Origin of the sequence: Ewingella allii, assembly GCF_044430645.1 — a bacterium.
Classification (GTDB): Bacteria; Pseudomonadota; Gammaproteobacteria; order Enterobacterales; family Enterobacteriaceae; genus Ewingella; species Ewingella allii.
The window spans coordinates 27,917-42,676 of record NZ_JAWUDN010000010.1 but is presented as its reverse complement, the minus strand read 5'-3'; the positions used below and the strand labels follow the sequence as shown (position 1 = coordinate 42,676).

The 14,760-nt window shown below is 50.3% G+C and carries 12 protein-coding genes; 8 read left to right on the top strand and 4 right to left on the bottom strand.

Going from position 1 to position 14,760, the window contains the following annotated elements; translation table 11 throughout:
* Positions 1-228: 228 nt before the first annotated feature.
* Complete coding sequence (locus tag SBO83_RS18470) at positions 229-504, top strand: CBU_0592 family membrane protein (RefSeq protein ID WP_353501806.1); 276 nt, start codon at positions 229-231, stop codon at positions 502-504.
* Positions 505-579: 75 nt separating this feature from the next.
* Here the strand turns inward: SBO83_RS18470 and SBO83_RS18465 are convergent, their stop codons facing one another.
* Both SBO83_RS18465 and SBO83_RS18460 read right to left on the bottom strand, forming a co-directional pair.
* The gene (locus tag SBO83_RS18465; protein ID WP_396132494.1) at positions 580-1,473 is read right to left on the bottom strand and encodes a LysR substrate-binding domain-containing protein; all 894 of its coding nucleotides are present in this window, start codon (positions 1,471-1,473) and stop codon (positions 580-582) included.
* Positions 1,474-1,503: 30 nt separating this feature from the next.
* Positions 1,504-2,922, bottom strand: a complete 1,419-nt coding sequence (locus tag SBO83_RS18460) for an aminotransferase class I/II-fold pyridoxal phosphate-dependent enzyme (RefSeq protein WP_396132493.1) — start codon at positions 2,920-2,922, stop codon at positions 1,504-1,506.
* Between the two features lie 166 nt (positions 2,923-3,088).
* On the opposite strand from SBO83_RS18460, the gene SBO83_RS18455 reads away from it, so the two are divergent.
* Complete coding sequence (locus SBO83_RS18455) at positions 3,089-3,361, top strand: DUF1127 domain-containing protein (RefSeq protein ID WP_396132492.1); 273 nt, start codon at positions 3,089-3,091, stop codon at positions 3,359-3,361.
* Between the two features lie 159 nt (positions 3,362-3,520).
* Here SBO83_RS18455 and metG read toward each other — a convergent pair whose 3' ends face one another.
* The gene (gene metG, locus SBO83_RS18450; RefSeq protein WP_353501810.1) at positions 3,521-5,554 is read right to left on the bottom strand and encodes a methionine--tRNA ligase; all 2,034 of its coding nucleotides are present in this window, start codon (positions 5,552-5,554) and stop codon (positions 3,521-3,523) included.
* A gap of 185 nt (positions 5,555-5,739) precedes the next feature.
* Here metG and apbC point away from each other — a divergent pair, with 185 nt between their 5' ends.
* The 4 genes from apbC (at position 5,740) to asmA (ending at position 10,151) form a co-directional block, all read left to right on the top strand.
* Positions 5,740-6,837 (top strand): iron-sulfur cluster carrier protein ApbC, encoded by a 1,098-nt coding sequence (apbC, locus tag SBO83_RS18445; protein ID WP_353501811.1) that lies wholly within the window; start codon positions 5,740-5,742, stop codon positions 6,835-6,837.
* A 146-nt stretch (positions 6,838-6,983) separates the two neighbouring features.
* A complete protein-coding gene (udk, locus tag SBO83_RS18440; protein ID WP_353501812.1) occupies positions 6,984-7,625 on the top strand; it encodes a uridine kinase in 642 nt (213 codons plus the stop codon).
* 54 nt (positions 7,626-7,679) lie between these two features.
* Positions 7,680-8,261: a dCTP deaminase gene (gene dcd, locus SBO83_RS18435; RefSeq protein WP_034789874.1), complete on the top strand. Its 582-nt coding sequence runs from the start codon at positions 7,680-7,682 to the stop codon at positions 8,259-8,261.
* Positions 8,262-8,309: 48 nt separating this feature from the next.
* Complete coding sequence (gene asmA, locus SBO83_RS18430; RefSeq protein ID WP_396132491.1) at positions 8,310-10,151, top strand: outer membrane assembly protein AsmA; 1,842 nt, start codon at positions 8,310-8,312, stop codon at positions 10,149-10,151.
* A 76-nt stretch (positions 10,152-10,227) separates the two neighbouring features.
* Here asmA and SBO83_RS18425 read toward each other — a convergent pair whose 3' ends face one another.
* Entirely contained in the window at positions 10,228-11,811 is a 1,584-nt protein-coding gene (locus SBO83_RS18425) for a TerC family protein (protein ID WP_396132490.1), read from the bottom strand.
* Between the two features lie 449 nt (positions 11,812-12,260).
* On the opposite strand from SBO83_RS18425, the gene galU reads away from it, so the two are divergent.
* On the top strand, positions 12,261-13,148 hold the full coding sequence (gene galU / locus SBO83_RS18420; protein ID WP_353501815.1) for a UTP--glucose-1-phosphate uridylyltransferase GalU: 888 nt from the start codon (positions 12,261-12,263) through the stop codon (positions 13,146-13,148).
* A gap of 520 nt (positions 13,149-13,668) precedes the next feature.
* A complete protein-coding gene (wecA, locus tag SBO83_RS18415; protein ID WP_396132489.1) occupies positions 13,669-14,694 on the top strand; it encodes a UDP-N-acetylglucosamine--undecaprenyl-phosphate N-acetylglucosaminephosphotransferase in 1,026 nt (341 codons plus the stop codon).
* The last annotated feature ends 66 nt before the right edge of the window (positions 14,695-14,760 follow it).

The following is a 14,760-nucleotide window of genomic DNA, read 5'->3' as shown; positions in this document are numbered from 1 at the left end:
GCTAACCGGGGTTTGTTCGCATGCTGCCTTGATTCAACGCGAAGGGCATAGGGGATAGGCGCAGGTGAAAAAAGGAATAATTTATATTTATTGCTTAGTGATTTATATCAAAACACTCTGATGAATTTGCATGAGAATTTATCATGAGAGTATGCGAAAAATGCGCGGCAGAACACCCTGAAACGTTTTATTTTGCCTGTATCTGAATTCGGCGAAGGGAAATAACCGTTGGACTTCCATACCCTGATTGGCTTAATAGGCGTCTTCTGCTACCTGCTGGCTTATGCGCTGGTTCAAATGCGCAAACTAGCAGTAGATGCTGATATTTATGCCTGGCTTAATATTATTGGCGGCACCTTTGGTCTCTACTCCCTGAGCCATGATTTTAATTTGGCGTCTTGTATTTCCCAGTCATGCTGGTTGTTGTTTACCTTAATTGGGATGCGAGCGGCGCGGAAACGCCGTTATTTAGAGAAGAATAAAATTCCAGAAATTGAGATTTAAAACGCAGTTAAGAATTTTGGTAAAATTAATGAAAATTTTGGTTTTTAAATTCAATGCTTTGACTAGAAAAACCATTCACTGGCTTTGCAAAAGCCATTCGATCACCCGTCGAATGACGGGCCTCAAATACCTGTCTTGCGGCGTCAAAATATAACATTTGCCGTCAGCGGCCAGCTTGCCCGGATGGGCATGGACCAGCTGTCCGTTATCGACATAATCCTGCACTAAGCCTTCCCAACCGAGCAAAATTCCGTCGCCGAGCACGGCGGCTTGCACCAGAAACGGGTAGTTGTTGGCTCGCCACGTCTGCCTTGGGGCGAAATGGTGCACGTCCTGCGAGGTAAACCAGTCGCGCCAGCCGGTCCATTCGCGCTGGGGATCGTCTTGAATTAACAGCGTGTGATTGAGTAATTCGGCGGCGTCGGGGTCGGCGGGAAGCTGGCGTAAAAACACAGGTGAGCACATCGGATAACAGACTTCGTCGAACAGCGGCACGGCGTGATAGCCCGCGGGCGGGGTGCGCAGGTAGAAAATCGCCAGATCAAACTCTGAAGATTTAAGATCAGAGAAGCTGTCCGAAATCTTCATGCGGATCTGCAAATCCGGCATCAATCCGCGCAGAGCCGAAAGGCGCGATGAGAGCCAAAGGCTGCCCATCGCGCTGGTGCAGGCCAGCGTCACCTGCGGCAGGCCGCTCCAGCCCATCACTTCGGCGGTGGATTGTGAAATATCACCCAACAGCTTTCGCACCTGCTCGGCGTAAATCTCCCCGCGAGGCGTCAACGTCACCTTGCGCTGGCTACGCTGAAACAGCTTGCAGCCCAGCATCTCTTCTAACTGCAAGATTTGCCGACTGATGGCGCTTTGCGTCAGATTTAACTCATCCGCCGCGCGTGAAAAACTGCAATAACGTGCAACACATTCAAAAGCCACCAAGGTGTTTAGGGGTGGTAAAGGTTCAATCTGCACGTCTTTATTCTCTCCAGTAGAGAGGCAGAATCAAAGTTCTGCCATCATTTCAGTAATGGTCTGCCCAATGTGCTGCATGGCCTGCTCATAAGCCTCGGTTAGTGGCTGAGCATAGTTGATTCGCAGGCAGTTGCGATACTTGCCTGATGCAGAAAATATCGACCCGATCGCAATTTGCACTTTGTGGGCTTCCAGCAGGCGATTGAGCCGCTGAGCGTCGAGGCGCTCATCGAGTTCAATCCACAGCATAAAGCCCCCCTGCGGACGACTGACTCCCACGCCGCACGGGAAGTATTTACTCACCCAGCAGGTCATGGTGCAGAGGTTACGCTGGTACTGATTGCGCATTCTGCGCAGGTGTTGCAGGTAATGCCCCTGTTTGATGAAGTCGGTCAGGGCGATTTGCGGCAGGGTGGAGGTCGCGCCGGTGCTGATAAACTTCATATGTAAGGCACGATTGTGGTAACGCCCCGGAGCCAGCCAGCCGACGCGCAGGCCGGGTGCCAGGGTTTTGGAGAAGGAGCTGCACAGCAACACGCGTCCATCTTCATCAAAAGAGGTGATGGTCGCCGGGCGGGGATATTGATAGGCCAAATCGCCATACACGTCATCTTCAATAATGGCGATGTCATAGCACTGTGCCAGCCGTAGCAGCGCCTTTTTCCGCTCGTCGGGCATGTTGTAACCCAGCGGGTTATTACAGTTTGGCGTGAGCTGAATGGCTTTAATCGGCCACTGCTCAAGGGCCATTTCCAATGCTTCAATACTGATGCCGGTCACCGGGTCAGTGGGGATCTCCAGCGCCTTCATGCCGTAGCCTTTGAGAGTCTGCATCGCGCCGTGGAAGCTCGGAGAGTCAACCGCCACGATATCGCCGACGTCGCAAACTGAGCGAATCGCAATGGAGAGGGCCTCGTGGCAGCCGGTGGTGATCAGAATATTGCTGGCGTCCATGTGGCTGCCGCTATCAATCATCAAGCGGGCGATTTGCTCACGTAACTCCAGCGCGCCATAAATAGTGTCGTATTTCAGCGCCAGCAGGTTTTCATGCTGTCCGGCGCGGGACATCGCTCGGTTCAGGGGGCGCAGAGTCGGGGCGGTGACATCCGGCGAGCCGCGCCCCAGCTGGATAAAGTCGGGCTTATCCAGCTGGGTTATCTGTTCGAGCACCTGATCCCACTGGCTGATATCCACCGGGCGCTGGGTCGGGCGACAGACGGCGGGCAGTGCCGCCAGTGGCCGGGCGGAGGTGACGAAATAGCCTGATTTCGGCCGCGCCTCGACCAGCAGTTTCTCTTCCAGCATGCGATACGCCTGCTGAACCGTACTGATGCTCACGCCATGTTCACTGCTCAGGATACGCACCGAAGGCAGGCGCTCCCCCGCAGGATACAGGCCTTGCTCGATGCGTTCGCTCAGCACATTGGCGAGATTTTCATAGCGATTCACTTTTTATTCCCCACTTGTTGAAAATAAAACCAGTACAGATGTGTTTAATCTAGCCCATAAACTGTCATTCATTCCACTGCTGTATGGTTTAAATATCGATTATCTGAATCTGTAATGTATTTCGCGCTCATTGCATTCTATGGCGACAGGGTAAATAGGGGATGTGATGATGAAAAACGTGAATAAAGAACGCCAATACTGTGAGTCTGATTGCGCCGTGGGCGCGGGTCCGGTAGTCAGCAAAGCCATCGACGAGGCTCCCGCCAGAGCCGATAGCTGGATGGCCAGAACAGTACAGTTTGTGATGATGTGGAATGAGAAACGCATTCAGCGAAACATTCTGAACGGGCTGACAGATTGCCAGTTGAAAGACATTGGTTTAAGTAAGGCGGATATTGAGAAAGAGCACGGGAGGGTATGGCCGACATGGCCGAAGTGAGAATAGGGGTGAGATTTGCCGCATTGAGCTTTGAATTAAACCACTCCTCATCCAGCCTTCTTCTCTGAAATGAGAAGGAGCAGAATAGAACGCCACCCATAAAAAACCGGTGAGGATCGCTCCTCACCGGTTAGGTATTTGCCCAAAACCCAGACGGGTTTATTTCACCTGCATGCCCGGCTGTGCGCCAGAGTCAGGGCTGAGCAGGAAGATCTCTTTGCCGCCAGGGCCTGCCGCCATCACCATGCCTTCGGACACGCCGAAACGCATTTTGCGCGGGGCAAGGTTGGCGACCATGATGGTCAAACGGCCTTCCAACAGCTTTGGATCTGGGTAAGCGGAGCGAATGCCAGAGAAAATCTGGCGCGATTCGCCGCCCAAATCTAACTGCAGGCGCAGCAGCTTGTCAGAGCCTTCTACGAAATCAGCACTTTTAATCAGCGCAATACGCATATCCACTTTCGCGAAATCATCAAAAGTGATGGTTTCTTGAATCGGCGCGTCAGCCAGCGGGCCGGTGACGGTTTTGGATTTCTCTGCGGCGATATCTTCTTTCGAGGCATCCACCATGGCGCTCACTTTATCCAGCTCAATACGATTGAACAGGGCTTTGAACGGGCTGACTTTGTGTGACAGCAGCGGCTGAGCGATGCCGTCCCAGGTCAGTTCAGCATTGAGGAAGGCCTCAGCGCGTTCAGTCAGCGATGGCAGTACTGGTTTTAGATAAGTCATCAGCACGCGGAACAGGTTGATACCCATGGAGCAGATCGATTGCAGGTCGGCATCGCGGCCTTCTTGCTTCGCCACAACCCAAGGCGCCTGCTCGTCAACATAGCGGTTTGCCAAGTCGGCGAGGGCCATAATTTCGCGAATGGCGCGGCTTGACTCACGGCTGGCGTAAGCTTCGGCAATGCTTTCGGCGGCATCAACGAAGGTTTTGTACAGCGCTTCATCAGCCAGTTTGTCAGAGAGAACGCCGTCGAAACGCTTATTAATGAAGCCCGCGTTGCGAGAAGCCAGATTGACCACTTTGTTGACGATGTCAGCATTTACGCGCTGCACGAAATCTTCCAGATTCAGGTCGATATCGTCGATACGCGAAGAGAGTTTGGCCGCGTAGTAATAACGCAGGCAGTCGGCGTCCAGATGGTTCAGATAAGTGCCGGCCTTAATAAAGGTGCCGCGAGACTTAGACATCTTCGCGCCATTGACCGTGACGTAGCCGTGAACGAACAGGTTGGTTGGCTTGCGGAAATCACTGCCTTCCAGCATGGCTGGCCAGAACAGGCTGTGGAAATAAACGATATCTTTACCGATGAAGTGGTACAGCTCGGTGGTGGAATCTTTTTTCCAAAACTCGTCGAAGCTCAGGTCTGGGCGACGATCGCACAGGTTTTTGAAGGAACCCATGTAGCCAATTGGCGCGTCCAGCCAGACGTAGAAGTATTTGCCCGGCGCATTAGGGATTTCAAAGCCGAAGTAAGGGGCGTCGCGGCTGATGTCCCACTGTTGCAGGCCAGACTCGAACCACTCTTGCATCTTGTTCGCCACTTGCTCTTGCAGCGCGCCGGAGCGGGTCCAGGCTTGCAGCATGGCGCTGAATTCAGGCAGGTCGAAGAAGAAGTGCTCGGAATCACGCAGTTCTGGCGTCGCGCCGGAGACCACGGATTTTGGCTCGATAAGCTCTGTCGGGCTGTAGGTAGCGCCACAGACTTCGCAGTTATCGCCATACTGGTCCGGAGATTTACACTTCGGACAGGTGCCTTTAACGAAACGGTCCGGCAGGAACATGCCTTTTTCCGGGTCGTACAGTTGGGAAATGGTGCGATTCTTGATGAAGCCGTTTTCTTTCAGGCGACCATAGATAAGCTCGGACAACACGCGGTTCTCGTCGCTGTGCGTCGAGTGGTAGTTGTCATAGCTGATACCGAAGCCTGCGAAATCTTTTTGATGCTCCTGGCTCATTTCGGCGATCATCTGCTCCGGTTCAATTCCGAGCTGCTGAGCTTTCAGCATGATCGGCGTACCGTGCGCATCGTCAGCACAAATGAAGTGAACTTCGTGGCCGCGCATTCGCTGGTAACGGACCCAGACGTCAGCCTGGATGTGCTCGAGCATGTGTCCGAGGTGAATAGATCCGTTGGCGTACGGAAGTGCACAGGTTACCAAAATTTTTTTCGCGACTTGAGCCATAGTAAGAGCTTGCTTTCTTTAGTTGAAATCAGGGGTATTGATGTTAACCGAAACGGCCTCCCTGCGTAAACAAGCCGTACACCCTGATCGACAAGAGCCTCGCGCGGTTACTGAATTCAGCGGGTTTTGAGTATATGCTACGTAAAATATCAATGTCGTTTAATAACATGCTTCAAGGAGCCGGGATGACATCTCAATCCCCCGAGGGGCTACGCGCCCTGGTGGCCAGCGTACTGTCCACTTTTACTCATTCCACCCTGCAAAAAGATTTAGTGTCGATCAAAGCCGTGCACCACTGCGCGTTGATGGACGGCGTGCTGCATCTCGATTTAACTCTGCCTTTCGTCTGGCAGAGCGGCTTTGATGCGCTGAAAGAGCAAACCAGCGCTGAACTGCTGCGCGTGACCGGGGCGAAAGCGATTGAATGGCGGCTGCGTCATGACGTCGCCACGCTGCGCCGCGCCAACGATCAGCCGGGCATCAAAGGTGTGCGTAACATTATTGCTGTCAGCTCCGGCAAGGGCGGGGTGGGGAAATCCACCACGGCGGTAAACGTCGCGCTGGCGCTGGCGGCCGAAGGCGGCAAAGTGGGCATCCTCGATGCGGATATTTATGGTCCGTCGGTGCCTAACATGCTGGGTACCGAGTCCGAACGCCCAACCTCGCCTGACGGCGTGCATATGGCACCGATCATGGCTCACGGGCTGGCGACTAATTCCATTGGTTATCTGGTGACGGATGACAATGCCATGGTATGGCGCGGCCCGATGGCCAGCAAAGCGCTGATGCAGATGTTGCAAGATACCCTGTGGCCGGATTTGGATTATCTGGTGATTGACCTGCCGCCGGGTACTGGCGACATCCAGCTGACCCTGTCGCAGAATATCCCTGTAACGGGCGCCGTGGTGGTGACCACGCCGCAGGACATCGCGCTGCTCGACGCCATGAAAGGCATTGTGATGTTCGAGAAAGTGAAAGTGCCGGTGCTGGGCATTATCGAAAACATGAGCATGCACATTTGTAGCCAGTGCGGGCATCATGAGCCCATTTTCGGCACCGGTGGTGCAGAAAAGCTGGCAGAGAAATATCGCTGCGAACTCTTGGCCCAAATGCCGCTGCACATTTCACTGCGCGAAGACTTGGATCGCGGCGAGCCGACGGTGGTCTCCAACCCCCAGAGCGAATTTACCTTAATGTATCGTCAGTTAGCTGCGCGCATCGCTGCTCAGCTCTATTGGCGAGGGGATGCTATCCCGACAGAAATCGCCTTCAGGGCGGTTTAACGTCCAAAGTCTGCTAATAATTGCCCGATGCCAGAGTTTACCGTCCTAAATGCTGGCATCGGCAAGGTGTTGTACCTATAATTGGCGCGATCAAAGCACCGTCCCCGTGCTTGCCCTTCAAACTTCCAAATCAGGTCTTTAATTTTATGTCTGACAAGCACCATCAGTGTGTCATCGTAGGTATCGCTGGCGCATCTGCCTCTGGAAAAAGCCTCATTGCCAGTACCTTATATCGTGAACTTCGTGATCAGGTGGGTGATGAACACATCGGGGTTATTCCAGAAGATTGCTACTATAAAGACCAAAGCCACATGACCATGGAGGAGCGGGTTAAAACCAACTATGACCATCCCAGCGCCATGGACCACAATTTATTGTTCCAACACCTGCAGAGCCTAAAAGCAGGGCATGCTATTGAGTTGCCGAGCTACAGCTTTATCGAACACACCCGCCTGGGTGAAACGGTGACCCTGAAGCCCAAGAAAGTGATCATTTTAGAGGGCATTCTGCTGCTGACCGATGTCCGTTTACGTCAAGAGATGAACTTCTCGATTTTCGTCGACACGCCGCTGGACATCTGCCTAATGCGCCGTATGAAGCGCGACGTCAACGAGCGTGGTCGTTCGATGGATTCCGTCATGGCGCAGTATCAGAAAACGGTTCGCCCAATGTTCCTGCAATTCATTGAACCTTCTAAACAATATGCAGATATCATCGTCCCTCGTGGCGGTAAAAACCGAATTGCAATTGATATTCTTAAAGCGAAAATTAGTCAGTTCTTCAATTAATGGCCAAGGTTTCACCAGACCATTTTCAGCAGTAACAACACGGAGAGAGAAACGATGAGACTGTGCGATCGAGACATCGAAGCCTGGCTGGACAGCGGAAAGTTAGCGATTTCCCCGCGCCCTCCCATCGAACGAATCAACGGGGCAACGGTTGATGTCCGGCTGGGAAATGGATTCCGCGTCTTTTTAGGGCATAACGCTGGTTTTATCGATCTTAGTGGCCCGAAAGATGAAGTCAGCGCCGCGCTGGATAAAGTCATGAGTGACGAAATCGTTTTGCCAGAAGGCGAGGCGTTTTTCCTGCATCCCGGCGAGCTGGCGCTGGCCGTGACTTTCGAAACCGTTTCTATTCCCGATGACTTAGTTGGCTGGTTGGATGGACGTTCTTCACTTGCTCGACTAGGGTTGATGGTTCACGTAACGGCTCATCGTATCGATCCGGGCTGGAAAGGCCGAATCGTGCTGGAGTTCTATAATTCAGGTAAGTTGCCTCTGGCATTGCGTCCGGGCATGCTCATCGGCGCGCTGAGTTTCGAGCCGCTTTCTGGCCCCGCTGCTCGTCCTTATAACAGCCGCCAGGATGCGAAATATCGCGACCAGCAGAGTGCAGTTGCAAGCCGTATCGACAAAGACTGATTCAGGTCTTTACCCGAGTTGCTGTGGGTAAAAGGGCAAGAGGAAGGCATGAGAAGACTACTGACAACGCTGGTTATATTGCTGGTGGTGATTATTGCAGGAATGACCTCGCTGGTATTTTTAATTAATCCCAACGATTTCCGCCAGTACATGGTAGACCGTGTCGAGCAGAAAAGTGGTTATCAACTGGCGATTCGCGGTGATTTACGCTGGCACGTTTGGCCTCAGTTAAGCATTATCGCCGGCCAAACGTCGCTGACTGCGCCGGGTGCGAAAGCGCCGGTGGTCACTGCGGAAAACATGCGTCTTGATGTCAAACTCTGGCCTTTGCTTTCCCATCAGTTAGCCGTGCGCGAAGTTATGTTGAAAAACGCGGTGGTGCGATTAACACCGGACAGCGAAGCCGACGTGCCGGATGCTCCTGTAGCCCCGACATCAACGGTTCAGCCTCCTTCTGAATTAGAAGCTGGCTGGAAATTTGATATTGATAAAATCAGCGTGGCGGACAGCCTGCTGATTTGGCAGCGCGGTGAGAACGACCAAATTAATGTGCGCGACATTAATATGCAGCTTGAGCAAAATGCGCATCGTCAGGCAACCCTTGAGCTTTCCAGCCGCATTAATCGTAATCAGCGCGATCTCGCCTTCTCCATGTCTGCCGACCTGGATATGCAAAAGTATCCGCAAGAGTTCTCCGCCGATATTAATAAATTTAGCTATCAGCTGAGTGGCGCGGATATTCCGGCGAAAGGTTTGCAGGGTTCAGGAACCATGCAGGCAAACTATCATCGCGACACGCAGCGCCTGACCCTCAGCCAGCTAGCATTGACGGCCAATGATAATCAGTTGAGCGGCAACGCGGCGGCGACCCTGTCCGATACCGGCGATTATCAGGTTAACCTGGATGCCGCCAAGCTGGACCTTGACGCTTTATCAGGCTGGCAGCCGAAAACGCCGGATCAAACGTCTCAGGCGGCTCGCGCCGTGACTTCTGCGCCGGTTATCGCGCGCAATGTTAGCGACCAGCCGAATAACTTCAGTATTCTCAACAGCTTTAACGCAAATGTCGCGCTGAAGGTGGCCGATCTCACTTATCGCGGCCTGAAAATTCAAGACTTCCAGCTGTTGGCTACTAATCAGCAGGGTAAAGTTAATCTGCAAACCCTGAGTGGCAAAATGGCATCGGGCGATTTCTCTCTGCCAGGCAGTATGGATGTCACCGGCAAGCTGGCGAAAATCAACCTGCAGCCGATTGTGAATAACATCGAACTGGGTCAGTTGCTGGTCGCTTACGACCTGCCTGAAGCGCTCACGGGGAAATTCACCCTGCGCGGCGCGGTCAATGGCAGCGGTTTATCGTCGTATGATTTCAGCCATAACTGGGCGGGTAAAATGCATATGTCGATGGACGATGCGCGCCTTAACGGCATGAATATTCAGCAATTAGTGCAACAAGCGATTGCCCGTAACAACAACAGCGTGCAGGGTCTGGAACGCTATGACCATTACACGCAGATACAGTCGCTGCAGGCAGAGGGTGTGCTGAGCAAGGGGACGCTGACGCTATCCAATCTGATGGCTGAGTCTGAAATGTTAAATGCCAAAGGCGATGGCAAGATTAACTTTGCTGATAAGCAGTGTGATTTGACGCTTGGTGTGCGGGTGACTGGCGGCTGGAAAGGTAACAATAATCTTATTCAGCGATTGCAAAATACCGACGTGCCTTTGCGAGTCTATGGCCCTTGGTCGCAGTTGAACTATCAGCTGCAGGTAGATCAGATCCTGCGCAACCAGTTACAAGATGAAGCTAAAAGCGCTATCCAAAATTGGATTGATAAAAACAAGAACGCCAAAGAAAACAAAGAGCTGAAATCCATTATCAATAAGTAATTGAAGGGATAACAAGCTAGCAAAACGTAAAAGGGCCTCATGATGAGGCCCTTTTTGTATTTAAAATTCGCAGGAATTAGACCTCGTAATCATCACTATTGGGTGGAGCAAGGGGTGTGACCCTGACTTTTAATATGCGATGACTATTCACTTCCAGAATTTCAAACTGATAATCACCAATAGTCAGTTTGGCACCCTCCTGTGGAACCACTTGAGCGTGTTCCATCAGCAATCCGGCCAGAGTGTGGTAGTCGCGCTTTTCTTCCATAGAGAGGGGAATGTGCATCACGACGTCTTCTAATGGCATGGAACCACTCACCACCCAGCTACCGTCTTCGCGTTGCTCAATATCATCATCTGCGTCTGCGGTTTCATGGTTCTCCGGCAGATTACCGGCAATGGTTTCCATCACGTCAGTCAGCGTCACCACACCCTCAACGGAACCAAACTCATCGACAACAAAGGCAAAGTGGGTTTTCGCCAGGCGGAACTGTTCTAACGCTTTTAGCAGGGAGAGTTGCTCCGGGAAGATGAGCGGCTGGCGAATCAGCGCCTTAAGGTCTAACTCGTTTTGCAGCAACTGCTGCTTGAGCAGGTCAATAACATGCACCACGCCAAGAGGCTCGTCGGTGGAACTGTCTTCAGTGACCAGAATGCGGGTGTGCTGATTGTCGGCTATTTGCTGGGTTAATACGTCGACGGGGTCATTCAACTCGAGGTTATCAACGTCGTGGCGGGAGGTCATGATACTGCTGACGCTACGCTGGGCGAGCCCAAGAACGCGCTCAATCATATGGCGTTCTTGCTGATTAAATATTTCGTTGCCCTCGATATCTGAAATCATGTTGGAAGAGTGTGTGTCGAGTTCTGCTTCTTCATGCTTACCGCGCAACACCCGCAGTACGGTATCAGCCGTCCTTTCTCGCAAAGAGCGGCTGGATGAGAGAAATCGTCGCCGGTTGAACTGCGCCAGTTGATTCAGGGCCTCAATCATCACCGAGAAGCCAATCGCCGCGTAGAGGTAGCCTTTCGGGATATAGAATCCGAAGCCCTCGGCAACCAGACTAAAACCAATCATCAGCAGGAAGCTCAGGCACAGAATGACGATAGTGGGGTGAGCATTGACAAAACGGGTTAGAGGCCGGCTGGCGAGCAGCATCAGTAGGATGGCGATACACACCGCCGCCATCATCACTGCCAGGTTATCAACCATGCCGACGGCGGTGATCACCGAGTCGAGGGAGAATATCGCGTCGAGCACCACAATTTGCGCGACGACTGCCCAGAACTTCGCCCCGGAACGCTGCGCGCTATGTTCTTCATCCTTGCCTTCTAGCCGTTCGTTAAGCTCCATCGTGGCTTTAAACAGCAGGAAAATCCCACCCAGCAGCATGATGATGTCGCGAGCGCTAAACGAATGAGAGAACAGGTTGACCAAGGGGCGGGTGAGGGTAGCCAGCCAAGATATGGACGCCAGCAGCAGTAAACGCATTACCAGCGCCAGCAGCAGGCCCGTCACGCGCGCCCTGTCACGCTGCCGCTTAGGCAGTTTATCCGCCAGAATGGCAATAAATATCAGGTTATCAATGCCTAAAACAATTTCCAGAATGACCAGTGTAGCGAGCCCGGCCCAAATTGACGGATCGACGATCCATTCCATAGCTATTTTTTACCTTTAGGTTTAATGACGTGAGTTACATGTGAATGATGGGTGGCATGGCGTGAAAACTCAACTTTTCCCAACCTGCGGAGTAGGGCGAGTATCATCCATCAGGTTACTGCAGAGGCAGAGTACGTTGATATAAGGTTTATGAATGGCTCATAAATCATCAAGAATCGGTTAGAAAAAACGCGAACGAGGGAAACATTCTTAAAATTCAGCGTTTCGCTTACCGTTTGGGAAAGCTTACTGGTATCGTATCACCAAGTTAAAAATCGGTGTTTATTAGCTTTATGTGCTCCCCCGTTAAGGTTTGAAGGTCTATACTAGTGGGATCACGTGGAACGACACAGAATTGCTAAACGGTTTCAGTGCAGTGAGCTAGATGAGTGCTAATATTCTGACTGGCTGAACTTCCAAACTATTGGTTTCAAGGAGTATCCTTTACAATGTTAAAAGCTGTTATCCCTGTTGCCGGTCTTGGCACACGCATGCTGCCAGCAACCAAAGCGATTCCCAAAGAGATGTTGCCGATCGTAGACAAGCCTCTTATCCAGTACATTGTGAACGAATGTGCCGCTGCGGGTATTAAAGAAATCATCTTGGTTACACATTCTTCCAAGAATGCGATCGAAAACCACTTCGATACCTCTTTTGAATTGGAGAGCATGCTCGAGTCGCGCGTTAAGCGCCAGCTGCTGGAAGAAGTTCAGTCAATCTGCCCGAAAGGCGTGACTATCATGAACGTGCGTCAGGGGCAGTCAAAAGGCCTGGGCCACGCTGTGTTGTGTGCAAAACCACTGATCGGCAATTCTCCTTTCGCCGTCATTCTGCCAGACGTTCTGATGGATGACTCAACAAGCGATCTGCGTAAAGACAACCTTGCAGCCATGCTGCGTCGCTTCGAAGAAACCGGTAACAGCCAGGTTATGGTTGAAGAAGTGCCGGAAGAAGATGTGTCTAAATACGGTATCGTTGACTGTAACGGCGTTGAAGTTGAGCCAGGCGAAAGCGCACCAATGACCGCAATCGTCGAAAAACCCGATCAGAAAGATGCCCCATCTAATCTGGCAGTAGTAGGGCGTTATGTCTTCTCCGAAGATTTGTGGCCACTGCTGGCAGTCACCCCTTATGGCGCGGGCAACGAAATTCAGCTGACCGACGCTATCGCATTGCTCATGAAGAAGAAAACGGTAGAAGCTTTCACCATGACTGGCCGTTCACATGACTGTGGCGACAAGCTGGGTTATATGAAAGCCTTCGTTGAGTATGGCATCCGCCATCCTTCGCAGGGCGCAGCATTTGAGACTTGGTTGAAAGAGTTTACCGCTAAGTAATCACTGGTCTCACATAATATTCAAAGCACCATATACATGGTGCTTTTTCATTCAGTATCTATGATTATTTTCACTAAAAGAGACGCCTACTAATAGCCTAATTGTGTGATATTTAGGATAATTGCGACTTGCTATAAGTGATGTTAAGGGTAAAATTCTTACCGCAAGTTTACTTTTCAGATATTCAGTTTCATTTGTACAAGATTTTAGATACAGCAGGACTTCGACATTTAATCATGGTGTTATGAGCAAGTGCATTGGTAGCTTAAGAGCCAAGGGCGGTAGCGTGCCTAGTGTTTCTCTTTGATTAACAAGTATACGCAGGCGTCTAAAGGGTTGGATAACAGCTACATTTAAGACAATGAAAATACATTCAATAATTTGAATATTTCATTTATTACTGGCTGAAAAATGGATTTAGTCAGAACTCCCGTTAATGGATTTTATGAAATCATAATGTTTCGGGTTTTTAAAAAATGAAGTAGTTCCAATTACAAATCAGATTTAACATGGTGCAGTCATGCAAGAATATATCATCATATTTTTCAGCGCGTTAGCCACGTTGTTTGTTGCACGAAAAGTAGCACGAAGGGTGGGGTTGGTCGATAAGCCTAATGCAAGAAAACATCATGATGGACATATACCATTAGTGGGTGGGGTCTCAATATATATATCCATTTGGGTGCTTTTTTTACTGCAGCCTTCTTGGTTTCCAAATTTTATTGTGTACATTATTTGTTCAAGCATGCTTCTTATAGTAGGTGTATTAGATGATCGTTTTGATTTGCCAGTAAGGCCAAGACTTTTACTACAAGTCATAGTTGCAATAATTATGATGTATAGCGGGCTTTATTTGGCTACGTTAGGAAATATATTTTTTGGATATGAAATAAGGCTAGGATTTATTGGGTATTTTATTACTGTTTTAGCTGTAATAAGTGCTATTAATGCATTTAATATGGTTGACGGGATTGATGGACTACTTGGTGCTTTATCTTGTGTCAGCTTTGCATCTCTGGGAATTGTATTTTATCTACATGGTAGAACGGAACTTGCAGAATGGTGTATTTGTTTGATGATCGCCTGCATTCCTTATATTTTATTAAATCTTGGTGTGCCTTGGGGCCGCAAATTCAAAGTATTTATGGGGGATGCGGGAAGTACCCTTATAGGATTTACCATGATCTGGCTACTTGTTGTTGCTACACAAGGTCCAGATGCTGTTATCCACCCAGTAACAGCGTTATGGCTGATTTCTGTACCTCTAATGGATATGGTAAGAGTGATGATATCTCGGATGAGGAGAGGAGATAGCCCTTTTAAACCCGATCGTGAGCATCTACATCACATATTATTGAAATATGGTTTCAAGCATTCGACAGCATTAATAATAGTCCTGGCTATTTCTATAGGTTTCTCAGGTGTTGGTATTGTTGCAAACCAGATTAATGCATCTCAGCTTGGTATTTTAGCATTGTTTGTCATGTGTTTCGTGGTATTCGTATTGTCAATTAATAAGCTGTCAAGAAAATCAAAGTGTGAATGAACCAATTGTAAATAATCATTATTAAAGTGTTATTAAAAATCATTTCATTGTTGTTATCACTGAAAT

Coding starts and splice junctions, on each gene's coding strand:
- SBO83_RS18455 (WP_396132492.1), top strand. CDS start 3,089: ATGATGAAAAACGTGAATAAAGAACGCCAATACTGTGAGTCTGATTGC.
- udk (WP_353501812.1), top strand. CDS start 6,984: ATGTCTGACAAGCACCATCAGTGTGTCATCGTAGGTATCGCTGGCGCA.
- galU (WP_353501815.1), top strand. CDS start 12,261: ATGTTAAAAGCTGTTATCCCTGTTGCCGGTCTTGGCACACGCATGCTG.
- dcd (WP_034789874.1), top strand. CDS start 7,680: ATGAGACTGTGCGATCGAGACATCGAAGCCTGGCTGGACAGCGGAAAG.
- wecA (WP_396132489.1), top strand. CDS start 13,669: ATGCAAGAATATATCATCATATTTTTCAGCGCGTTAGCCACGTTGTTT.
- SBO83_RS18425 (WP_396132490.1), bottom strand. CDS start 11,811: ATGGAATGGATCGTCGATCCGTCAATTTGGGCCGGGCTCGCTACACTG.
- asmA (WP_396132491.1), top strand. CDS start 8,310: ATGAGAAGACTACTGACAACGCTGGTTATATTGCTGGTGGTGATTATT.
- metG (WP_353501810.1), bottom strand. CDS start 5,554: ATGGCTCAAGTCGCGAAAAAAATTTTGGTAACCTGTGCACTTCCGTAC.
- apbC (WP_353501811.1), top strand. CDS start 5,740: ATGACATCTCAATCCCCCGAGGGGCTACGCGCCCTGGTGGCCAGCGTA.